The sequence below is a fragment of the Dyella sp. CR10 genome (assembly GCF_055814425.1).
On record NZ_CP185986.1, the window covers coordinates 4,696,745 to 4,719,978 of the forward strand.

Consider the following 23,234-nt stretch of genomic DNA (forward strand, 5'->3'; position numbering starts at 1 on the left):
AGGATAGGGGATGCAAGATGCCGGAGGCGAGGAAGGCCCTGCGACGTCCGGGGATGGCCCGCAAGCGGACGCCGCGCCGGGCCTGCTCGACGAGATAGGCCGCGCGGGTCGCGCGGCTCGGCATCTGTTCGGCGCGCAATGGTCGTTGTTCATCGCCGAACTGGGCTTGGCGCGCAGCGCGATTTCCTGGATGCTGCTGGCGGCCCTGGCCGCCACCGTCGCCGGCGTGGGCCTGGGCCTGACCCTGATGGCCCTGATCGGCGTGCTGCTCGCGCAATGGCTGCATTCCTGGGCGTGGGCGCTAGTGGTGCTGGGCGTGCTGCAGGCGCTGTTGCTGTACGCCATGATCGTGCTGTTCCGCCGCTGCATGCATTGGCTGAGCCTGCCCGCCTCGCGCGCCGAGTGGCGTGAGACCATAAGGCAGGCGATGCGCCGGTCCGAGCGTCGCGACGCGTCCATGCCGGAGACGGATCCGGCTGGCGCGAAACGGGAGGAGGGCACATGAGCATGTTCAAGCAAGTGCGTGCCGTGCGCGAAGCGCGCGGCCGCGTGGCCGCGGCGCGAGACGCCCTGGCCGAGCCGGCCGGCGCGCTGCTGGCGCGTGGCCGCCGGCATCCCCTTGGCACGGTGAGCGTGGCGGCAGGCCTCGGCGTGGTGCTGGGCACGCTTAATGTGCACCCGCTGCGAATACCGGGCCTGGGTGCGCTGCTCAGCGGCAGCGCGGCCGAACTGGTGACGCAGGCCGTACGTCTGGTCGCCGAATTCAGCGAAGGCGGCTTCGATCCCTCATGAGCCATGCCGGCCCCCTGGTACCGCCGCCGCCTGCCGGCGGGGGACATGACGGTGCGCAGGCTCCTTGGGTTCCTCGCCTCGCCCAGCGGCATCTGCTGCGCATCCGCGTGGTGCTCAACATGCTGCTGGCGCTGGCGCTGCTCTATACCGTCACGATCGCGCGCGGTTTGCTGATTCCGTTGGTGCTGGCCGCCTTCATTGGCTTGGCGCTCAATCCGATCGTGGCCTTCTGCGCACGCCGTCGCGTGCCGCGCTGGTTCAGCGCCAGCGTGCTGGTGATCGCGTTGATCTCCGGGCTCGTCACCGGCATCGCGCGGCTCACGCCGCCGGCGCTGGAGTGGTTTCACGACGCGCCGGCGCTGGTGCGCAACGTGGTTCCGAAGCTGCGCGCCGTCATGCAACCGCTGGAGGCGGCCAACCGTGCCACGCAGACCCTGGTCGGCGGTCAGGCCGCGCGGCCCGCTGCGCGGCCGCCTACGGTCGCCTTCGATACGTGGGACGTGCTGATGGGCACGCCCAAGGTGCTGGCCGCGGTGCTTACCGTGGTGCTGCTGGTGTTCTTCTTTCTGATCTACGGCGACACGTTGCTGCGCCGGCTGGTCGAAATCGCGCCGAACTTCCGCTACAAGCGCCGCACCGTATCGATCGTGCGCAGCATCCAGGTCGAGGTCTCGCGCTACATCCTCACCACGATAACCATCAATGCCACGTTGGGCACGATCACTGCCGGGATGCTGTGGGCCTATGGCGTGCCCGATCCGGTGCTGTGGGGCACGGTGGCGATGATCGCCAATTTCATTCCCTATGTCGGCTCGATCACTACCACCACGTTGCTGGCGCTGGTGGGCATGATGCATTTCGACCAGCCTGGCGCGGCGCTGCTGCCGGCGCTCACCTTCGCCGGCATCACCATGGTGGAAGGCAACCTGATCACGCCGCTGATCCAGGGACGCCGGATGCGTCTGAGCCCGGTGGCGATCCTGCTATGGCTGCTGGTGTGGGGCTGGCTGTGGGGCATCCCCGGCGCGCTGCTGGCCGTGCCGATGCTCACCAGCGTCAAGCTGATCGCTGAGAAGCTCCGCGGCTGGCGCTGGTTCGCGCTGCTGGTGCAGCGCTAGGGCGGAAGCCATCCGAGGGGTCGCTTCCGCCCCGCCGGCTCACCAGTTCAGCCGCACGCCCACGGTTCCGTTCACGGCCTGGATGCCTCGGCTGAAGCCCTTCTGGTAGCCCAGGGTGGCATAGACGGACGTCATGCGCGTCAGCTGCGCGTTCGCGCCGGCGCTCAGTTCGTACCACGAGCCGCGCAGATTGGAGCGGAACGGCACGAAGCCGGTTTCCGACGAGATCTCGGTCCTGGGATTGGCCGAGAACTCGTGCCACACGTTGCCGCGCAGCCATGCCGTAACCAGCCGCGGATGGGCACCATCGTCCAGCGCCCAGGTGCGGGCGAGGCGCGCGCCGACGCGACCGGCAACCGAGTTGGCATTGCCGAAACGCACATCGGCGGCGCTGTCGGATGCCTTGTCCACGCTCACGCCCTGGTATGTCAGCTGCGCCTGCGGTTCGATGATCCACTGATTGCGCAGCTGGAACGGATAGCCGGCTTCCACCGATGCGGCGAAGGCAAAGGCATCGGTCTTGAGATCGGCCAGCGCGCCGGAGCCGGAGCGGGCGTCGTACCAGCTGCCCTGCATGACCGCGTCTATGTACCAGCGCTTCGCGCCGTAGTAGGTCCAGTAGCCTCCGAACGACACCGCGTCGAACTTGTTGTTGCCCGCGCGGCTGCCGTCGTAATGCGTCACGCTGCCATGGCTGTGACCCACCGCGCCGTACAAGCCGGCGCGCTCATATGCTCCGTCGGCCATCTCCCGGTGATAGAGGTCAGCGCCGGCTTGCACGGCGACGAAGTTGTCGTCGAACGATGGGCCCTGGTTGTAGATGCCACCGGCGCGCGCATTCCACTTGCCGTCCTGGCCGATCACGCGAGCCCAGGCGCCATCCACGCCGCCGTCGGCGGCAGGCAGCTGCGCCTGTTCGCCCATGCGCTCATGCAGCGTGCCGAGCGTGGCGCGGCCGAAGTTGAGCATCATCGACGACAGCGCGGTGTAGTCGGAGACCTCGCGGCGATAGTCGGGGCGCGGGTCCGGTCCGGGCTCCGGCTCTGGCGGGACGACGTTGGTGCCGTTGTCGCCGCCTTCCTTGATCTCGGTACGCAGGTACCACGCGTCCGGCGTCGATCCGTCGCGCCCGCCGCGGTACAGCGAGTACTCGTAGGGGCCGGCGACCGCACGGCCGCCGAGCACGAAGGCGCCGGCCGCGGTGGTGCCGCCGTTGATCGCATTGACCACCAGGATGCCGTTGCCCGGCGTTTCCTGGCCTTCGCCGCCGACGTTGGTGATCTTCAGCGTGGAGGCGCCGGTGGCGCGGCCGCCATCGATCACCAGCCGATCCGAGGGCGCGTTGTCGCCGGCCAGCTGCGTGTTGAGCGCAACGGTACCGCCCTGGCCCACGTAATGACCCACGGTAAGCGTATTGCCGATGCCGCTGCCGCCGACCTGCGCAAGGCCTGTGTTGGTCAGCGTGCCATTGATGGTGAAGCCGCCCTTTGCGCCGCCAGCGAACGCGGGCAGTGCATCGGCCACCGCGATAGTGCCTGCGTTGTTCACCGCGCCGCTGACGCTGCCATAGCCGCCCAGCGTCGCACCGGACAGCACCTGCGCTCCGCCGCCGCCGCTCAGCGCAGCCGTCGCATGCGCCGCATCGCCCACGGCCAAGGCTCCGGCCGTCACCGTGGTAAGGCCGGTATAGGTGTTCGTGCCATTGAGCACCGTGGTGCCGCTGCCCTTCTGCTCGAGCGTGCCGCTGCCGCTGATGGTGCCTTTGAAGGTCACGGTATCGGCGCGGTTGAATACCAGTGCGCCGTTGTCGACCACGTCGCCGACGATGCTGCCGCTGCTCGCGCCGTTGCCCAATTGCAGCGTGCCGCCGTTGACGGTGGTGCCGCCGGTGTAGGTATTGGCGGCGGTGAGGATGACCGTGCCGCCTTCGCTCTTGGTCAGCGCGCCAGTACCGCCGATCGCGCTGTTGACCGTCAGCTGCGTACCCGCCGCGGTGGCCAGCGTGCCGCCGCCGGCATCGACCGTGATGCCGCGGCTGGTGCTGAAGCTGCTGGTGGTGCGCAGCGTGCCCTGGTCGAACCCGAGCGCGCTGGCAGCTGCGCCGAGGTTGGCGTCGCCGGACACCTGCACGGTGCCGCCGTTGATCTGCGTGCCGCCGGTGTAGGTATTGCTTGCGCCGAGCACCAGGGTGCCCTGATCGGTCTTCACCAGCGTGGAATTGCCGCTGAGTACCGAGTCGATGGTCGCGATGTAGCTCGCGCCACCGCTGGTGCCGTCGCCCACGCGGATCACCGAGTGCGCTGGATCGGCCGCGGTGCCGACCAGGGTGATCGCGTCGCCCTGGATGATGTAGCCGCCGCTGGCGAACTGCATGCCGGCAACATTGACGTTGCCGAGGCTGTTGTCGACCGTCACCGTGCCGGGCGTAGCCGTGAAGATGGCGAAGGAGCGATCCGAGAACGGTGCGTTGATCGCGCCGGTGGCCTCGGTCCAGTTGTCGTTGCCCTTGTAGTTCTGCCACACGCCATCGCCACCGTTGATCGCGCCGTTGTCCTTGGGACCGGCCGCGCCGTCCCAGTAGTTGAGCGTGAGGCCGTGGGTGTTGATCAGGTTGACCTGCTTATCCACCGAGGTCTGCAGATAGAAATCAGGCGACGGGATCGTGCCGATGACCAGGCCGTTGTTCGTCAGCGTGCCCTGGTAATTGATGACGCGATAAATGCCGGCGTCGAAACTGCCGCCCGCCGGAATCTGCACGTTGAGCGTGCCGGCCAGCTTCAGGTCGCCGCCCACGTTGACCAGGTCGTTGAGTGCGCCGCCCGGCACATTGGCCTGGCCGAAGCGGTAGTCGAGGGTGGAGCGCGCACCGAGGCTCAAATCCTTTTGGATCGTCAGCGTGCCTGGCGCGGCGAGGCCGCCGGGCGACAAGGTGGCGCCGTCGGCCACCAGTACGGTGCCGCCGAGCGTGCCTGTACCGCCCAGAGTCGTGCCGCTCGCCACGGAAGTGACGCCGGTGGCGGCAGCCTGATTGCCGTTGACGTAAAGCGCGCCGGCATCGACGTTGGTGGCGCCCGCATAACTGTTGTTACCGGTCAGCACGGTTGTGCCGCCGCCGATCTGGCTGAGCGAACCACTGCCGCTGATGGCGCCGTTGAAAGTCACGATGTCGGCGCGGTTGACGACGAGCGCCCCATTGTCGACGACATTGCCCACGATGCTGCCGGTGGTGCCGCCGTTGCCCAGTTGCAGGGTGCCGCCGCTGATCGTGGTGCCGCCGGTATAGGTGTTATTGCCCAGGAGCATGGCCGTGCCGTCTTCGCCCTTGGTCAGCGCGCCGGTACCGCCGATCGCACTGTTCACGGTCAGCTGCGTGCCCGCCGCGGTGGCCAGGGTGCCGCCGCCGGCATTGAGCGTGATCGCGCGGTCGGTCGTCATGTCCGCGGTGGTACGTAGCGTACCCCGGTCGAAACCGAGTGCGCCGGCGGCGGCACCGAGATTGGCGTCGCTGGACACCTGCACAGTGCCGCCGTTGATCAGCGTACCGCCCGTGTAGGTGTTGGCGGCATTGAGTACCAGCGTGCCCAGGTCGGTCTTCACCAGCGCAGAGTTGCCGGTGAGCACCGAACCGATCGTCGCCGTGTAATTCGCGCCATCGCTGGTGCCGTCGCCGACGCGGATCACCGAATGCGTCGGATCCGCCACCGTGCCCACCAGCGTGATCGCATCGCCCTGGATGGTGTAGCCGCCGCTGGCGAACTGCATGCCGGCGACATTGACGTTGCCGAGGCTGTTGTCCACCGTCACCGTGCCGGGCGCAGCGGAGAAGATCGCGAAGGCGCGGTCGGAGAACGGCGCGTTCGGCGTGCCGTTGTCGTCGGTCCAATTGTCGTTGCCGCTGAAGTTCTGCCACACGCCATCGCCGCCGTTGACGTGACCGTCGTTCTTCGGGCCGGCGGCGCCATCCCAGTAGTTGAGCGTGAGGCCGTTGGTGTTGACCAGGTTGACCTGCTTGTCCACCGAGGTCTGCACGTAGAAGTTCGGCGATGGAATGGTGCCGATGGCCAGGCCATTGTCCGTCAGCGTGCCCTGGTAGCTGATGACCCGGTAGATGCCCGTGTCGAAGCTGCCGCCCGGTGGCGTCTGCACATTGAGCGTACCGTCGAGCACCAGATTGCCGTTGACCTTGGTCAGGTCATTGAACGGGCCGCCCACCACGCCGGCCTGGCCGAAGTTGTAGTCGAGCAGTGAACCGCTGCTCAGGTTCAGATCCTTCTGGATGGTCAGCGTGCCGGGCGTGCCCGTGGGGGCGCCCGGCGACAGCGTGGCTCCATCGGCGATCGTCACGTTGCCGCCGATGATGCCGGTGCCGCCCAGCGTGGCGCCGTTGGCCACGGTGGTCGCACCGGCGGCGGCCGTCTGATTGCCATTGATGTACAGCGCGCCTGCGTTGACGTTGGTCGGGCCGGTGTAGCTGTTGTTGGCGGTGAGCACGGTATTGCCGGTGCCGATCTGGTTGACCGTGCCGGTGCCGGAAATCAGCTGGCCCGTCGTCACCGTATCGCTGCGATCGAAAGCGAGCGTGCCGTTGTTGACGATGTCGCCGACGATGCTGCCAGTGGTGCCGCCATTGCCCAGCTGCAGCGTGCCGCCGCTGATGGTGGTGCCGCCGGCATAGGTGCTGCCGCCGGTCAGCACGAGCGTGCCCGCGCCGGTCTTGCTCAGCGCACCGGCGCCGGTAATGCCCTGGCTGAGCGTACTGGTGACGCCGGAGGCGGTGTCGATGGCGCCGTTGTTGCCGGTGATCGACACCGCGCGCGTCGCCGAAAGATTGAAGCTGCTGGTCAGGCTCAGCGCGCCGTCGTCCAGCGTAATGGAGCCGCTGCTGCCGCCGATGGCGTTGTCCGCGCCAATCGCGATGGTGCCGCCCTTGATCGTGGTGCCGCCGGTATAGCCGTTGACGCCAGTCAGCGTCAGCACGCCGGCCTGCGTCTTCTCCACCGCACCGCTGCCGTTGATCGCGCCGGCGTAGGTGCCGTTGTCCGGCTGCGCGAAGCGCACCAGGCCGTTGTCGGTCACTGCCGGTGGGAGACTCTGCGCGCGGGCCTCCAGAGTGCCGGCCGGGTTGACGGTGACGCTGCCGTTGAAGCCGGTGTTGTCGCCGGTGAGCGCCAGCGTGCCTTCCTGCACCAGTACGGACAGCGGCGTGCCGCCGCCGTTGTTGCCGATCGCGCCGGACAGCGTCCACAGGCCCGCGCCGGTCTTGGTGAGAGTTTGGAAATTGCTGATATTGCCGGTCAGCGAATCGCTCGATCCGGCACCGCCGGACAGCGTCAGCGTATTGGTGCCGCCACCGCCGTTGAAGCTGCCGGTGATGATCGAGCCGGCTTCCAGCGTCAGATTGTCGTTGCCGCTGGCGAAGGACAGGCTGCCTTCCACCCGCGCGCCGTTGCGGTTGATGAACGTCACGCCGCCGCCACGGCTGTTGCCGATCACATTGGTATTGGTGCCGAGCAGGCTGCGGATAGTGCCGTAGTTGTCGACCACATTGCCGGCGCCGACACTGCGGTCCTCGAACCAGATCGCCGCGCCGTTCGCCGAGGAGATGAGGCCGCGATTGATGATCTGATTGCCGGAGCCCATCACATTGATGGCCTCGCCGTTGGCCTGGGTGCCGGCAGCTACGACCTGCGCGCCCTGCGCGATGTTGATGATGCCGTTCGAGCCGAATTCCACCGTATTGTTGCCGGCTGTCCACAGGCCGGGACCGCCTGTGGCGTTGTTTTGGATGCTGGCTCCGGCGCCCACCGTGATGTTCGCGTTGTCGCCCAGGCTGACCGCGTTCGAGTTACCTACGGAGATCTGGGCGTTGGGCGCGAGATTGACCACCGCGCCGGAAGGCGTGCTCGGGCCGCTGCCGACCACCGACGTCCATGGATTGGGCGAGGCGGTATCGCAGTTGGTGGTGTTGGTCGACGTGTTGGTGGCGCAGCTGGCCATGGCAGGCGCCGCGTGCATGGCGCCGAAGGCGACGAGGCTGAGGACTGCGGTTCTGAGGGCACGCCGTGACGCGTGGGAAGGCTGGGTGTACTGCATAGATTCCTCCATGGATCAGGCGCGACGTACACGCACACGGCCGCCGGATAGGGGCCGTGACCTGCCACCCGGGGTGGCTTTGGCGGAACTGCATCACAGTAAAACTGGGCGCTAATTCACATATGGGCCATCAAAAATGCGTGACGGACCCTAGCAGGCGTTCCGAGCTGTACGGGGTTGGGGTCAGGAGGGACGAGCGTCCCCGGCCGCGGAAGGCGGCCTCTATGGCCGCATGAAGCGGGCACGGCGCGGGATGGCGCTGTGGGCGGCCGGGTTCTGGAGGCGTGGCAGCGGCGGACGTCACTGCGAAACGCAGGCAGCCGCCAAAACCTGCGCCGCAGTCTAGTCAGCAAGGGCCTGCAAAAGGCCTTGCATACGTATGGCAGCGACCGGACGCCGCACCCGGGGGCAAGCTCACCTGGGTGACTGTCGAGCGCTAGTTACCAGGCGATGGGCGCACGATCGCGGAAGAATCCGCCGGTAACGGCCCCCCGCGAGGGCAGGCTGGCGGCCCATACGATACCGGCCGCGCCGTCGGCGACGGGTCGCCCGCCCGGGCCGCCCATGTCAGTGGCGACCCAGCCCGGGCAGACCGCATTGACCAGGATGCCACTGCCCTTCAGTTCCGCGGCAAGCATGCGTGTGTGGGCATTGAGCGCTGCCTTGGACACCCGGTAAGCCGGGCAGTCTTCGCCCTCGCTGTCGGTCGCGCCGCAGCCGCTGGAGACATTGACGATGCGGCCGTAGCCATGGCGCCGCATGAAGGGAATGACCGCTTCGCTCAGACGCCACGCGCCGAGCAGATTGGTGTCCAGCGCGCCCTGCACGCGCGCGAGGTCGACATTGGAAGCGCGGTCCCCGAAGTCGAAGAACGCGCCGGCATTGTTCACCAGCACGTCGAGGCGGCCGAAGTCGCGTTCGATGCGCTGGATCAGGGCATCGACGTCTGCCTGCGCCGTCACGTCCAGCTGGACGGCCGAGACGTCGCCGCCTTCGCGGCGCAGCGCTTTGGCAACCTTCTCGCCGGCAGCGAGGTGGCGCGCGCCGAGCAGCACGGTCATGCCAGCGGCGGCCAGCTGGCGCACGACCTCCAGGCCAAGGCCGCGGTTGGCGCCGCTGACCAGCGCGACGCGCTGGCTCAGCGGCGGTTCGGTGCCGGGGCCGCGTTCACGCGGCGTGCGGCGAGGAAAAGCGAGCGGGGGACTCATGGCTACGCACTCACGGCACCTGCGCCACCTGGCTGCAGCGCTCGTCGCCGCAGGCTTCCCAGCCGCCGCCGATGGCCTTGTATACGGCCACCGCGCGAAGGTTGATCGCCGCTTCCGCCTCGGCCAGCGCGTCTTCGGCGCTCAGCTGGGTGCGTTCGGCATCGAGCAGCTGCAGGAAGTCGGTCGCGCCTTCTTTGTAGCGGATGCGGGCCAGTTCGGCCGCGCGGCGGCTCTGCGCCACCTGGTCGAGCAGCTTCTGCACGCGCTCGCGCTGCAGATTGAAGCCGACCAGCGAGTTGCTCACATCCTCCACCGCCTGAAGCACGGTGCGCTGGTAATTAGCCAGCGCCGCGTCGGCGCGTGCTTCGCTCGCCTTCACGTTATTGCGCACGCGCTGCACGTTGAGGCCCGGCCAGCTGATACTCGGCGCGATCGACCAGGCGCGGCTCGCCGGACCGCCGAAGTCATTGCTGCGTCCGGCGAGAAAACCGACGAAGCCACCCAGCGTGATGTGCGGAAACCAGTCCGCCTTGGCTACGCCGATGCGCGCGTTGGCAGCGGCCAGCTCGCGTTCGGCTACGCGCACGTCGGGGCGGCGGGCCAGCACGTCGCCGGCGTTGCCGATCGGCAGCGCCACGTCGATCGGCTTGAAGCTGCCGGGCGACAAGTCGACATCCAGCTCACCGGGACGCTCGCCCAGCAGCACCGCCAGGTGCGCCGCGTCGGCATGCGCCTGCGTTTCCAGCACCGGCAGCTGCGCTTCCACCGCGCTCAGGCGCGCATTGGCGCTGGCGACATCCTGCTCCGAGCCCGTGCCGATGTCGGAACGTGCACGGATCAGCCGCAACGTCTCGCGCTGGTTGTCGATATCGCGCTTGGCGACATCGATGCGCAGCTGGGTGCCGCGCAGGTCGAAGTAGTAGCGCGCGACTTCGGCGAACAGCGTTACCTGCGCATCTTGCAGCGAGGCCGCGCTGGCCTGGGCATCGGCGCCGGCTGCCTCGACCGAGCGGCGCACGCCGCCGAACAGATCGATCTCCCAGCTCGCGTCGAAGCCGGCGCGATAGCTTTCCGCCGTCACCCGGTTGGTGGTGAAGCCGGGCTGCTGCTGGCGGCTGCGCTGGTAGCCGATGTCGGTATCGATGGTCGGCCACTGGTCGGCGCGGGTGACGCCGAGCAGCGCGCGCGATTCCTTCAGGCGTGCCACGGCGATCTTGAGATCCGGCGCGTTCTTGGCCGCGCGCTGAATCAGCGCATCCAGTGCCGGATCGTTGAATTGCTTCCACCATGCGGCCTGGAAGCCCTCGGCGCTCTCTTGTTTTGCGTCGGCCTCCTGCAGCGTCAGCGGTTTCTCGTCGGGGCGGTGGTAATCCGGGCCCACGCTGACGCAACCGGCCAGCAACAGGGCGGCGGCCATCGCGCTGAGGCGGACTTGCCGTGGCGCGCGGCGGCCAAGCCAGCCGCGCATCGTTTCAATCAAGGTAGACATCAGTGTTCCTCCAGCGCGGGCGTGTTGAGGCCCTTGGCGGCGCGGCGGGCGGCGCGGCGCGCTTCGGCGCGCTCGCTCCAGCCGCGGATGATCACGTAGAACAGCGGGGTGAAGATCAGGCCGAAGAAGGTGACGCCCAGCATGCCGGCGAACACCGCCACGCCCATCGCATGACGCATCTCCGCGCCGGCGCCGTGCGAGGTGACCAGCGGCACCACGCCCATGATGAAAGCGATCGAGGTCATCAGGATCGGGCGCAGACGCAGGCGGGCGGCTTCCAGCACGGCCTGCTTGCGATCCATACCTTCGAGGATCTGCGCTTCGCGGGCGAACTCCACGATCAGGATTGCGTTCTTGCAGGCCAGGCCGACCAGTACGATCAGGCCGATCTGGGTGAAGATGTTGTTGTCGCCGCCGGACAGCCACACGCCGGAGATCGCGGACAACAGCACCATCGGCACGATCAGGATCACCGCCAGCGGCAGGGTCAGGCTCTCGTACAGCGAAGCGAGCACCAGGAACACCAGCAGCACGCACAACGGGAACACCAGCACCGCGGTATTGCCGGCGAGGATCTGCTGATAAGTCAGCTCGGTCCACTCGAACGACATGCCGTTGGGCAGATTCTCGCGCGCCAGCTTCTCCATCGCGTCCTGCGCCTGGCCCGAGCTGAAGCCCGGTGCCGGGCCGCCATTGATCTCGGCGGTGGGATAGCCGTTGTAGTGCTGCACGCGATCCGGACCCACGCCCTGGCGCACGGTCAGGAACGAACCCAGCGGGATCGGCTCGCCGCGCGCATTGCGAGTGCGCAGCTGCAGCAGGTCTTCCGGCTCACGGCGGAAGTGCTGGTCGGCGGACACGTTGACCTGGTAGGTGCGGCCGAAACGGTTGAAGTCGTTGACGTAGAGCGAGCCCATGTAGGCCTGCATGGTCTGGTACACATCGGCCAGATCCACGCCTTCGGCCTTGGCCTTCTCGCGGTCCACGTCGGCGTCGATCTGCGGCACGCTCACCTGGTAGCTGGAGAACAGGCCGGCCAGGGTCGGCGTCTTGCGGCTTTCGGCGATCAGGTTCTGGGTCTGCTTGAACAGCTCCTCGAAGCCGACGTCGCCGCGGTCCTCGATCTGGATGCGGAAGCCGCCGATCGTGCCCAGGCCCATCACCGGCGGCGGCGGGAACACCGCGATGTACGCGTCCTGGATGCCGGCGAACTTCTGGTTGAGCGCCATCGAGATCGCACCGGCGGACATCGACGCATCGCGGCGCTCTTCGAACGGCTTGAGCGTGGCGAACACGATGCCGGAGTTAGTGCTGTTGGTGAAACCGTTGATCGACAGGCCCGGGAACGCTACCGCGCTTTCCACGCCCGGCTGCTTGAGGGCGATGTCGCTCATGCGGCGGATCACGTCTTCGGTGCGATCGAGCGAAGCCGCATCGGGCAGCTGCGCGAACGCCACCAAGTACTGCTTGTCCTGCTGCGGCACGAAACCGGTCGGCACGTGGGCGAAGCCCAGGAAGCCCAGCGCGACCAGGCCGCCGTAGACCATCAAAGTGACGGTGCCGGCGCGCAGGATGCGCTTCACACCGCCGACGTAGCGGTTGGCGCCGCTGGTGAACACGCGGTTGAACGGACGGAACAGCCAGCCCAGGCCCTTGTCCATCCACACCGTGAGCTTGTCCTTCGGTGCGTCATGATCGCGCAGCAGGATCGCGGCCAGCGCCGGGCTCAGGGTCAGCGAGTTGAACGCGGAGATCACCGTGGAGATGGCGATGGTCAGCGCGAACTGGCGGTAGAACTGGCCGGTCAGGCCGCTGATGAAGGCCGTCGGCACGAACACCGCGCACAGCACCAGCGCCGTCGCCACGATCGGCCCGGTCACTTCCTTCATCGCCTGGCGCGTGGCCTCCTTCGGCCGCATGCCGTGCTCGATGTGGCGCTCGACGTTCTCCACCACCACGATGGCGTCGTCCACCACGATGCCGATCGCCAGCACCAAGCCGAACAGCGACAGCGCGTTGAGCGAGAAGCCCGCGACGTACATCACCGCGAAGGTGCCGATCAGCGACACCGGCACGGCCACCAGCGGAATGATCGAGGCGCGCCAGGTCTGCAGGAACAGGATCACCACCAGCACCACCAGGGCGATGGCTTCGAACAGGGTATGCACCACCGCCTCGATCGAGCCGCGCACGAAGACGGTCGGGTCGTACACGATGTGGTAGTCGATGCCCTGCGGGAACTCCTTCTTCAGCTCCGCCATGGTGGCGCGCACTTCGTCGGAGATCTGGATGGCGTTGGAGCCCGGGCGGGCGAAGATCGGGATGGCCACCGCCGGCTGGTTGTCCAGCAGGCTGCGCAGTGCATAGTTGTTGGAGCCCAGTTCCACGCGAGCCACGTCGCGCAGATGGGTGACGCCGCCGTCGGCGGTGGTGCGCACGATGATATTGAGGAAGTCTTCCTCGTTGACCAGGCGGCCCTGCGTGTTGATGTTGAGCTGGAACGCGGCATTGCCGGGACCGGGCGGCGCATTGAGCGCGCCGGCGGCCACGGCCACGTTCTGTTCCTGGATCGCATGGATCACGTCGCCGGTGGTGAGCTGGCGCGAGGCCAGCTTCTCCGGATCCAGCCACACGCGCATGCTGTACTCGCCGGCGCCGAACAGCTGCACGTCGCCCACGCCGTTCAGGCGCGCCAGCTGGTCCTTGATGTGCAGGCGCGCGTAGTTCGACAGGTACAGCATGTCGTAGCGGTTATCGGGCGAGGTCAGGTGCACGACCATGGTGAGGTCGGGCGAGCTCTTCTGCGTGGTCACGCCCAGCCGCTGCACTTCCTGCGGCAGCTTGGTCAGGGCCTGCGCCACGCGGTTCTGCACCTGCACCTGGGCGTTATCCAGGTCGCTGCCCAGCGCGAAGGTGACGGTCAGTGTCATCGCGCCGTCGCTGGTGGACTGCGAGGACGTATAGAGCATGCCTTCCACGCCGTTGATCTGTTCTTCCAGCGGCGTGGCGACGGTTTCGGCGATCACCTTGGGGTTGGCGCCGGGATAGCTGGCGCGCACGACCACGGTGGGCGGCACTACTTCGGGGTATTCGGAGATCGGCAACTTGAACAGCGAGATGCCGCCCGCGATGACGATCAGTACGGATAGGACGCCAGCCAAAATAGGCCTGTCCACGAAGAATTGGGCGATTTTCATCGGATCGGTCCTGAGAGTTCTTTAGGACAAGCCGGCCCCGGGGCGCGCCGGTGGCGCGCCGAAAGGTACCGTTGCGTTCCTTGCCCTCCGCCGCGCGAACGGCGGAGGGTGTGGCGTTGGGTCAGTCCTTGGCGGCGACCTTGTCGGCGCTGCCGCCGCCGCTCTGTGCCAGCTGCTTGCCGCTGTCGAGGCTGCGGGTTTCCATCGCCACCTTGGTCGCGTTCACTTCGGCGCCGGGGCGCACGTGCTGCAGGCCGTTGACCACCACCACGTCGTCCTTGCCGAGGCCTTCGTCGACCACGCGCAAGCCATCGAGCAGCGGGCCGGTAACGATACGCCGGTATTCGACCTTGCGGTCCTTCAGCACCAGCACGTACTTGTTGCCCAGATCGGTAGCCACCGCGCGGTCGTCGATCAGCGCACGCGGACGCTGGCTGTCGCTGCGCAGCTGCACGCGCACGTACAGACCCGGCGTGTAGCTGCCGTCGGCGTTGTCGAACACCGCGCGCAGCCGGATCGTGCCGGAGCCCGGACGCAGCTGGTTGTCGACGAAGTCGATGCGGCCGGCGTGCGGGAAGCCCTGTTCATTGGACAGCGCCATCGCCACCTTCGGCGCCACGCCACGCTCGCGGCGCAGCTGCTCGAGCTTGAGGTAGCTGTGCTCGTCCACGTCGAAGTAGGCGTAGACCGGGTTCACGCTGACCACGCTGGTCAGCACGTCGTTGCTGGTGACCAGGTTGCCCGGGGTGACCAGGGCATTGCTCACCCGGCCGTCGATCGGCGCGCGCACTTCGGTGAAGCCGAGATTGAGCTTGGCCGCTTCGAGCGCCGCGCTGGTCGAAGCGAGCTGGGCCTTGGCGCTTTGCGCGCCGGTGGTCAGGCGATCGCTTTCCTCACGCGAGATGGCGTGCTGCTCGAGCAGCTTCTGCGCGCGGGCGGCGTTGGCGTCGGCCAGGCCCAGTTCCGAGCGGGCCTGGTTGAGATTGGCCTGCAGACGATCCACTTCGGCCTGGTAGGGACGCGGATCGATGCGGAACAGCAGCTGGCCTTTCTTGACGGCGGCGCCTTCGGTGAAATGCACCGAGTCGACATAGCCGCTCACGCGGGGCCGCAGCTGGATGGTGTCCACCGCCTGCAGGCGACCGGTGAATTCGTTGGAATCGCTGACCGGGCGGATCAGCACCTGGGCGACGGTCACTTCGGGCGGCCCGCCGGCAGCGGCCTGGGCGTGGGTTTCGCCGTGGCTGCCGAGCACCGCCCAGCTGCCGGCCACGGCAACCACGGCGAGGGTGGTGAAGATCCATCGTTTCTTCATGATGCGCTCCGAGAATTAGTGAACCGATTCGTTGGATCCGTTCGAGGCGCGAGAGAATAGGTGTACTTTCTGGTATAGAAAATACCTTTCTTGTGCAATGCAGTAGTGACTCTGAGTCACGAATCAGCAGAGAATCGTCCCTATGGAAGACTTTGCCGCAATATCAGCCTTCGTCCGGGTGGTAGAAGCCAAGAGCTTCGCCGCCGCCGCCACGCAGTTGGGCATGACCCCCTCCGGGGTCAGCCGCGCGGTATCGCGACTGGAAGAACGGCTCGGCGCCCGATTGTTGTTCCGGTCGACCCGTTCCTTGCGGTTAACCGACGATGGAGCTGCGTTCCATGCGCGTTGCAAGGAGATCCTTGCCGATCTGGCGGAGGCCACCGAGGCGCTGAACTACGCCAACCGCAAGCCGACTGGCCGGCTTCGGGTGGGCATTTCGACGGCCGTGGGCCGAGCCGCCATCATTCCGCGGCTGGACGATTTCGAGCGCCGCTACCCCGATATCCGGCTGGAACTGTCCATGAGCGACGGCCCGGCGGATCTCAACGAAGAAGGCATCGATTGCGCCGTCCGCGTGGGCGAGCTCGAGGATTCCAGCCTGATCGCCCGCAAGATCGGCTACCTGCGCAACGTGGTCTGCGCCTCGCCCGAGTACCTCGCCAAGTACGGCGCGCCGCGCAGCATCGAAGATCTCAAGCATCACCGCTGCATCAACTACGTCTATCCCAACGGCCGCCCCCGCCAGTGGCAGTTCGAGACGCCCAGCGGCCAGGTCGGCGTCGACATCGATGCCCATCTGCTGATCAACGACGGCGAATCGGTCATCCAGGCCGCTGCCGCCGGCCTCGGCATCACCCAGGCCCCGCACATGCTGGTCTGCTGCATGCTCGACAAAGGCATGCTCAAGCTGGTGATGACCGACACCATCTCCACCGGCAAGCCGGTGTGGATCGTCTATCCGCAGAAGAAGCATCTGTCGGCGCGCGTGCAGGCTTTCATCGAATGGGTGCGCGAGTTGTTCGAGCGCACCAACGAGCCTGGCTACAAGAAGGGGCCGGTGGCGGTCGAGAAAGCGGAATCGTCTGAGCGCTTGAGTGCCTGATTTCGCGCACGCACATCATTTCTCGAGCGTGGTGTAGTCCTCCACCGACAGACGTCATCTGGAGTGTTTGCTAAGTTCGCTGGCCGATGTGCTGGTGCGGCCCGCTGCGCCATGTGCTCGATTCTTTTTATCGTATGGGACGGCGATCATCGTGGTTATGAATTGCCTATCGCTCTTTCGAAAGGCGCGTATCAAGAGAATCAAAATGGAGAGAAGCGATGAAATCATTGGCCATCGCTGGCATTTCATTCGTTCTTCTATGCACTACTCTCAATCAAGCGGCAGACGCCCAGGGGGGAGTGGCCAGCATGATCAGGAAGAAGGCGCCTCCTGGCATCACCGCGACGTCTTACAAATGCATCGACAGAGCCGACTTGGACGCCCTGGCCTCTGGTGCGTGTCTTTCGGCCGAGCGTGACTATCAAGACAAGCGACTAAACCACGTCTATAAGAAGTTGCTTGGCGTCATCGACGAAAAAGCACGGCCTGCTTTGATCGCTGCGGAGCGTAGCTGGATCAAGTTGCAAGACGAGGATGTAGCGTTGGAAGAAGATCTGTATGGTGGCGAGCAGGTCGACAACCTGCAAATCTCGCAGAACGAGATATTCCGGATCTGTGAGAGAGCAAATGTCCTAGAACGATATCTGAAGTTGGCGAAAGACAAAATCTAGTGCAGGCAAGGGGGGAAGGCATCGAGAATTCAAAGATGAAGTCTTGTTCTCTCAAGAATTCCGAACTGGCCAAAGCAAAAGGATCAACCGATGAAATATCGGATGGAACCCAAAGTGAGGTAATGAGATGCGAACTTTTTGCTCGGTAATCCTGGGCGCAGCCGTGCTATGGGCAAACTCATCTGCAGCAGGGCGTGCGGAGAGCGAGGCTCCAACGAAGCCGGCTTCCGTAAGCGGTCTGGCGAAAAAAAAAGACGTTGTGAAAGTGTCCAGAGCAAAGCTCGGACCTGACTACAAGAAGATCGCATCCTTCGCGGATTTCAGGAAAAAGCTTATCGCTGATGGATGGCGGCCAGTTATCAATCCGAATTGCCGAGAGGATGTGCTTGGTGCCGATTACCAAGACCGCTGTGGCAAGAGCCAGAGTGATATCGAATGCAGAGTATGCGAGCTGGTCCCGGAGCTTTTCAGATCGACCTCCGATGGCTATAGCGTGATGCATTACGTCAAGAACGGCACGCCTCTTAGCGTGACTGTCTATGGGGACATGAGAGAGTTGGATGAGCCCGGTAGTGCTGGAGGCTTTGTTGTGTTGGGTTGGGAATATACGTCAAGCATTAATGTCATTCCTTTGGATTAATTAGGTAACTGACAAGGAGCGTCTTGCATGAGCAATCCCCTGCTGGAATTGATAGGGAGCGGTGAAGGTAACTACAACTCCTACAATCGTGGAACGACCAAGGACGAAAACGGGAAAACGAAGATCATTCCTGCTAATCAGGTGGTCGATTTCTCTCAGATGACGATTGAGGAAATCCGACGGCGTCAGAGCCTGACGAAAGACGACCAGGACGTCATGTTCGCTGTCGGCAAGCATCAGCTTATCCCGGGAACACTTAAGGGGGCAGTCGATAGCCTGGGTATCGATCCATCCGCAAAGTTCACTCCTGAACTACAAGACCAGGTGTTCAACGAGTATCTGTTGCCGCGGAAGCGACCGGATATCCAGGGCTACATCACTGGAAAGGAGGATGTGACGCTCCGCGATGCCCAAAAGGCAATCTGCTCTCGGACGTGGTGTAGTCCTCGGCCGACAGACGTCATCTGGAGTGTTTGCTAAGTTCGCTAGCCGATGTGCTGGCACAGCCAACTGCGCCGTGCGATATCACTCAACTACTACATGGGACGGCGATCATGTTGACGAGAGTCGTAGTGGCAGTTCTCCTTCTCTTGGGTGCGCATGGTGCAAGCGCGCGCTCAGCGACTGATGAAGGAAAGACCTTCCCTGGAGGGATGGCGGATCAAGACGTGCAGATGCTGGTCCAAGCGATCATGAGCGATCAGTACGGAAATCACTTTGACGAAAAGCATGGCTGCTGGGCATATGAAGCAAAGGATGCCCATGGCGAATCGATCGCATATTGCATGAAGGCGGGGAAGCCAGAACAGGTCGATGTCAATGGCGTCCGGACGGTTTATTTCATGTCATACAACCGGGATGACATTAGAGGCGATGCCGACTATCGCTATGCACATTACCAGTCGGGTTTGATGGGTGCTTTCAAGGCTACTCATGACGATGACACCAACCAGTGGGTACTTCGAGCCAGCAGCAAAGATATGGAATCCGGCTCCTTGGGCTCCTGCGGTTGCAGCGATGCGGAATTTACGAAGCTGGGTCCCCACAAATACGGGTGGATTTTTGCGACTGGCGGTGACTGGCAAGGAATTCTAGTAGGCAACTACGTCATCGTCGCGGACTTCGATGGTTTGTTTTCAAATGTCAGCGCTATTCCTGATATGGAGGAACGAAATCAGGACATCAGCTATGAGGTGAGTGTCACTCGTGATACTGCTGCTCGCGAGATGTATCCCTTGGTGGTGAAGAAGATGAAGGATGGCAAACAGATCAAGCAATTCTATGTGACGTTCGACGCGACAAGGAGGATTTACAAGCTTCCGTAGCTCGATCCGGTCACTACATAAGGACATGTGCCATGAGTCAGAACAGCAGGATAGATACGCGCTGGGAGCAGGCCAAAGCGGATCTCGTCGAGGCAGCGAACATAGCTGGCATTGATCCAGGCGTTATGGCGAAAATGGCTGGCTTGGAGTCTCAATATGACTCCACCGCTCGGCCGATCAGTTCAGACGCGACGAAGAATGCCGTCCGTCAGTATGACGGCGTACTCGCAATGTCCAGTGCATATGGCTATGGGCAGATAACCAATGACACATGGACCTCCCTGCTACGGAGACACGGTGAAAAATACGGTGTAACCGATGCGTCAAGCTTGACGTCGGATCAGGCCAACTCTGCACAGTATCGAGAAGATAAGAAATTGCAGGCAGGGATGTTCGCGGAGCTCACTCGAGAGAACATCGCTTCCGTTGCGGGGCGAGGCGGAGACGACGTCTCGACCAATATCTACGCGTATCACAATCTGGGTGCAGGGACCGGCAGAGTTTTTCTGGATGCCCTGCGGAATACACCCGATGAGCGAATAGATAAGATCCTCAGCAAAGCGGTGATCGCGCACAACCCAGGCCTTTATAAGAACGGAAGTATCTCCGTGTCCGACGCCTACCAGAGGATGACGGACATACTTTCCGATTACCAAAAATACTCGGATGAAGTTAAGTGGACACCGGAGCAGGCCCGCGAAGCGTTGGCGGCATCCACCGCCGTCTCTGGCGAAGTATCAAATCCTGCTGCCGTACTTCGGCAAGGTATGCAAGGCGAAAAGGTCGGCGAACTCCAGACGAAACTTGCCGATCTTGGTTATACCGATACCCATGGAAACCGCCTCGCTTCCGACAACGATTTCGGTAAATCCACCAAAGCCGCCGTAGAGGCCTTCCAACGCGATCACAACCTGAAAGCCGATGGCGTCGCCGGTTCTGACACGTTCAAAGCGCTCGACGAACAGACCAAGGCGTTGGCCCAGGCCAACAAGAATTCCTATGAATGGTCGTGTCCGGCCCGCCTGGACGATCCCGGCCACCCGGACAATGCGTTCTATCTGAGAACGCGCGAGCTGGTTTACCAGCTTGACCAGCAGAACGGCCGCACGCCGGACCAGCGCAGCGATCAGCTTGCGTCGGCTTTGACGGTGTCCGCTCGTGAGGCCGGCCTGCAGCGGATCGACCAGGTCGCCCTCAGCGAGGACGCCGGTGCCCTATGGGGTGCCCAGCGGCCGCCCGGCGCGCGCGACCACTTCTTCGACCAGCACTGCAAGGTCGATACGGTCCAAGCTTTGAACACGCCGATGGAGCAGAGCGGCGCGCAGTGGCCGCGGGCGATGCAGCAATTCCAGGAGCACCAGGAACAGGCGTCGCAACGGCAGCAGGCTCAGCAGCAAGAGCAGGCCGCTCCGTCGATGGCAAGGTGATCCGGCCATATCTAAGTCTTTGAAGCGCCGCGACTTCAGAATTCTTCATTCGCTCTTCCGCCCCTTCATTCGCCACTGCGCTGGACTCCGCGGCACCCGCTCATGGAGTTTTTCGATGCCTTGCTGCCCACGTCTTGCCCGGTGTCTCGTCCTCGCCATTCCGTTTGCCGTCTGCTCCCTCTCGCTGAGCGCGGCTGAGTATCAGCCGCCCGTTTCGCGCGATGACGGCTGGCGTGTCGCCGATGCCCGTGTCGAGCATCTCGATACCAGCCGCTTCGCCGCCCTGGAGGCCAAGCTCGCCGATGGTGGCTACAAAGGCATCACGAGCGTCCTCGTCGCCCGCGACGGCAAACTCGTCTACGAGGCCTACTTCAATGGCGGTACCGCGGACCAGCTCAACGACGTGCGCTCGGCGAGCAAGAGCGTGACCGCATTGCTGGTCGGCGCGGCGATCGACCGCGGGCTGATCCCGAGCGTGCAGGCGAAGGTCTATGGATACTTTCCCGACAAGCAGCCCATCCAGCACGAGGACCCGCGCAAGCAGGCGATCACGCTGGAAGATCTGCTGACCATGAGTTCGCTGTGGGAATGCAACGACGAGAACGAATTCTCTTCCGGCAACGAAGAGCGCATGTACGTCAGCGAGGACTGGCTGCAGTTCGCCCTGGATCTGCCCATCAAGGGTTTCGCGCCGTGGATGACGAAGCCGCAGGACAGCCCGCATGGTCGCGCATTCTCTTATTGCACGGCCGGTGCGTTCGTCGCGGGGGCCATCGTCGAGCGCGCGGCCCGCAAGCCGCTGGCGCGGTTCGCCGCCGAGTCGCTGGAGAAGCCGCTGGGAATCGTGCGCTCGCAATGGAACGCATCGCCGCTCGGCATCGGCATGGGCGGTGGCGGCACGCGCTATCGCAGCCGCGACTTGGCCAAGCTCGGCCAGCTCGTCCTGGACGAAGGCCGCTGGCAAGGGAGGCAGGTGATGTCCGCAAAGTGGATCGACGCCATGCTCACTGTGCGCGCTGAGGCCCGCGACGACGCCGACTACGGCTATCTGTGGTGGTGTTTCCGCAAGCCGATCACGGGCATCGATGCGCCGGTATGGGCAATGAGCGGCAATGGTGGCAACTACGTGTTCGTGGTGCCGTCGCGGCGGCTGGTCGCCGTAGTCACCAGCAGCGCCTATAACCAGCGCTATGCGCATCCCCAATCGCAGGAGATCTTGCGCGAATACCTGTTGAAGGCCGCGTCGGCACCTTGACGTGCGCTACCGAGCGTCGCGCAGGTCCGCAGGTCGCCAGTCGGCAGCCAGCACCTGCGCGCGCTGTGCCGCGACGCGTCGGCTCAGCGTATCGATTGCCGCGGCATAGGCCGGTTCGCCGGCGAGTCGATGTAGCAGCGGGGACGTTTGCAGATAGGCGCGATCGCTGTAGCCGGCTTGCACGGCTGCTTCCACCGAATGCAGGGCGTCGGCGCGCAGCCCGCGCGCATCCTGCAGCATCGCCAGTTCGAGCAGGTCGGAGGGATAGCCCGCGCCTGCGGCGAATCCTTGTTGCAACTCCGCGATGTGCGCGTCCAGCCAGGCGGCTGCGGGAGGTGTCGATGCATAAAGTGCCGCCAGCGTAGCGGGCAAGCTCATCTGAGGACGCAGCTCGCTTGCCTGATCGAACGCGTGGCGCGCCGCGTCGCGATCGCCGCGCAGCAAGGCAAGCTCGCCAGTCAGCACGTAGAGATCCACATGGGGCGTATGGCGTCCCGCCGCCTGATCGAGCGCTTCCTGCGCTTCCTTGAAACGTCCTTGCAGGAACAGGTGCCGCGGCCAGGCGATGTTGGAGAAGACATTGTCCGGATACAGCTGGAAGCTCTCGCGCAGTCGCCGTTCCGCGGCATCGTCGAAGCCCAGCAACTCCAGTTCGCGCGCGATCTGCACATCGCGGAACCGCACGCGGGCGGGATCGCCGCGTAGTTCGAGGTTGGCGCGCAGCGCTTCGGCCAGCCGGCCCTGCTCCTGATAGAGGTAGGCCGCCGAAGCGCGCGCCGCGTCATTGCCGGGATCCAGTGCCACCGCCTTCTCATAGGCGCGCAACGCCGCGCCCAGCTCGCCGCGGCAATCGTGGGCATAGGCCAGCGCGGTCCAGGCATCGGCATTGCGCGGCTCGGCCTCGGTGACCGCTTGGGCTTCGCGCTGGGCGGCTTGCGCCCACTCGTAAGGAAAGTTGTACAGGCAGACCCGCGCGCTATAGGCCCGGCTCAGGCCCAGGCGCGCCGCGGTATTGGCGGGAGCGCGCGCCAGTACTTGCTGGTACAGGTTGATCGCGCGTTCGTTGTTGTCCTTCTGGCCGATGCCGGCGTAATAAGCGGCGCGGCTCAACAGAGCGCGGGTGGGATCGGCGCGGCCGGCGTCCATCGTGGTGTGATGCCACCACCAACCACCGCCCGCCACCGCAGCCACGAGCGCGGCTGCACCGACGGCCCAGATGCCAGGCCGGCGTTGCCGCGCGACGGGTTCTTGCACGACCAGCGTCTCGGCGACCACCGGCGCCTCGCACAGCTGGTAGCCGCGCCCGCGGACGGAGCGGATGTAGCGCGGGTTGCGCCCGTCGTCGCCCAGCGCCTGGCGCAGCAGCTTCACGCGCTGAGTGACGGTTTCCTCATTGACGACAGCCGGCGCCCATACCTCGGCCATCAGCGTGTCGAAATCCACCACGGCATCGCCGTGGCGCAGCAGGCAGGCCAGCAGCTGAAAGTTCAGGCCCTGCACGTCCAGCCGCGCGCCATCGCGCGTCACGCGCTGGCGGGCCAGGTCGATGTGCAGATCGAGCAAGCGGTAGTGTTGCGGCAGATCCATGCGCGTCGTCGCCGG

At 64.9% G+C, this 23,234-nt stretch carries 16 protein-coding genes; 10 read left to right on the top strand and 6 right to left on the bottom strand.

Annotation, left to right across the window (positions count from 1 at the left end; all coding sequences use genetic code 11):
- Nucleotides 1-10 precede the first annotated feature (10 nt).
- Genes ACNR9O_RS21165 through ACNR9O_RS21175 form a run of 3 tightly spaced genes read left to right on the top strand, consistent with a single transcriptional unit; the run spans nucleotide 11 to nucleotide 1,910 of the window.
- On the top strand, nucleotides 11-505 hold the full coding sequence (locus ACNR9O_RS21165) for a hypothetical protein (RefSeq protein ID WP_473685049.1): 495 nt from the start codon (nucleotides 11-13) through the stop codon (nucleotides 503-505).
- Nucleotides 502-792 carry a hypothetical protein gene (locus ACNR9O_RS21170; protein WP_473685047.1) on the top strand — a complete coding sequence of 97 codons (291 nt, stop codon included), beginning with the start codon at nucleotides 502-504 and terminating at the stop codon, nucleotides 790-792. The genes ACNR9O_RS21165 and ACNR9O_RS21170 overlap by 4 nt, the downstream gene beginning before the upstream one ends.
- Nucleotides 789-1,910: an AI-2E family transporter gene (locus ACNR9O_RS21175; RefSeq protein ID WP_473685045.1), complete on the top strand. Its 1,122-nt coding sequence runs from the start codon at nucleotides 789-791 to the stop codon at nucleotides 1,908-1,910. The genes ACNR9O_RS21170 and ACNR9O_RS21175 overlap by 4 nt, the downstream gene beginning before the upstream one ends.
- Nucleotides 1,911-1,949: 39 nt before the next feature.
- Here the strand turns inward: ACNR9O_RS21175 and ACNR9O_RS21180 are convergent, their stop codons facing one another.
- From ACNR9O_RS21180 to ACNR9O_RS21200, 5 genes are all read right to left on the bottom strand, one after another.
- Nucleotides 1,950-7,907 carry an autotransporter outer membrane beta-barrel domain-containing protein gene (locus ACNR9O_RS21180; RefSeq protein ID WP_473685043.1) on the bottom strand — a complete coding sequence of 1,986 codons (5,958 nt, stop codon included), beginning with the start codon at nucleotides 7,905-7,907 and terminating at the stop codon, nucleotides 1,950-1,952.
- 536 nt (nucleotides 7,908-8,443) lie between these two features.
- Complete coding sequence (locus ACNR9O_RS21185) at nucleotides 8,444-9,211, bottom strand: SDR family NAD(P)-dependent oxidoreductase (protein ID WP_473685041.1); 768 nt, start codon at nucleotides 9,209-9,211, stop codon at nucleotides 8,444-8,446.
- 10 nt (nucleotides 9,212-9,221) lie between these two features.
- Entirely contained in the window at nucleotides 9,222-10,679 is a 1,458-nt protein-coding gene (locus ACNR9O_RS21190) for an efflux transporter outer membrane subunit (protein WP_473700828.1), read from the bottom strand.
- A gap of 20 nt (nucleotides 10,680-10,699) precedes the next feature.
- Nucleotides 10,700-13,897: an efflux RND transporter permease subunit gene (locus ACNR9O_RS21195; protein ID WP_473685037.1), complete on the bottom strand. Its 3,198-nt coding sequence runs from the start codon at nucleotides 13,895-13,897 to the stop codon at nucleotides 10,700-10,702.
- Between the two features lie 121 nt (nucleotides 13,898-14,018).
- Nucleotides 14,019-15,212, bottom strand: coding sequence for an efflux RND transporter periplasmic adaptor subunit (locus tag ACNR9O_RS21200; protein ID WP_473685035.1), 1,194 nt, complete (start codon nucleotides 15,210-15,212; stop codon nucleotides 14,019-14,021).
- 142 nt (nucleotides 15,213-15,354) lie between these two features.
- On the opposite strand from ACNR9O_RS21200, the gene ACNR9O_RS21205 reads away from it, so the two are divergent.
- The 7 genes from ACNR9O_RS21205 (at nucleotide 15,355) to ACNR9O_RS21235 (ending at nucleotide 21,632) form a co-directional block, all read left to right on the top strand.
- Nucleotides 15,355-16,314: a LysR family transcriptional regulator gene (locus tag ACNR9O_RS21205; protein ID WP_473685033.1), complete on the top strand. Its 960-nt coding sequence runs from the start codon at nucleotides 15,355-15,357 to the stop codon at nucleotides 16,312-16,314.
- 218 nt (nucleotides 16,315-16,532) lie between these two features.
- Nucleotides 16,533-16,985, top strand: a complete 453-nt coding sequence (locus ACNR9O_RS21210; RefSeq protein WP_473685031.1) for a lysozyme inhibitor LprI family protein — start codon at nucleotides 16,533-16,535, stop codon at nucleotides 16,983-16,985.
- Nucleotides 16,986-17,112: 127 nt separating this feature from the next.
- Complete coding sequence (locus ACNR9O_RS21215; RefSeq protein ID WP_473685029.1) at nucleotides 17,113-17,625, top strand: hypothetical protein; 513 nt, start codon at nucleotides 17,113-17,115, stop codon at nucleotides 17,623-17,625.
- Between the two features lie 27 nt (nucleotides 17,626-17,652).
- The gene (locus ACNR9O_RS21220; RefSeq protein ID WP_473685027.1) at nucleotides 17,653-18,105 is read left to right on the top strand and encodes a hypothetical protein; all 453 of its coding nucleotides are present in this window, start codon (nucleotides 17,653-17,655) and stop codon (nucleotides 18,103-18,105) included.
- A 92-nt stretch (nucleotides 18,106-18,197) separates the two neighbouring features.
- Entirely contained in the window at nucleotides 18,198-18,950 is a 753-nt protein-coding gene (locus ACNR9O_RS21225) for a hypothetical protein (RefSeq protein ID WP_473685025.1), read from the top strand.
- A gap of 32 nt (nucleotides 18,951-18,982) precedes the next feature.
- Entirely contained in the window at nucleotides 18,983-20,377 is a 1,395-nt protein-coding gene (locus ACNR9O_RS21230; RefSeq protein WP_473685023.1) for an XVIPCD domain-containing protein, read from the top strand.
- A 115-nt stretch (nucleotides 20,378-20,492) separates the two neighbouring features.
- A complete protein-coding gene (locus ACNR9O_RS21235) occupies nucleotides 20,493-21,632 on the top strand; it encodes a serine hydrolase domain-containing protein (protein WP_473685021.1) in 1,140 nt (379 codons plus the stop codon).
- A 6-nt stretch (nucleotides 21,633-21,638) separates the two neighbouring features.
- Here ACNR9O_RS21235 and ACNR9O_RS21240 read toward each other — a convergent pair whose 3' ends face one another.
- Entirely contained in the window at nucleotides 21,639-23,219 is a 1,581-nt protein-coding gene (locus ACNR9O_RS21240) for a winged helix-turn-helix domain-containing protein (RefSeq protein WP_473685019.1), read from the bottom strand.
- Between the last annotated feature and the right edge of the window lie 15 nt (nucleotides 23,220-23,234).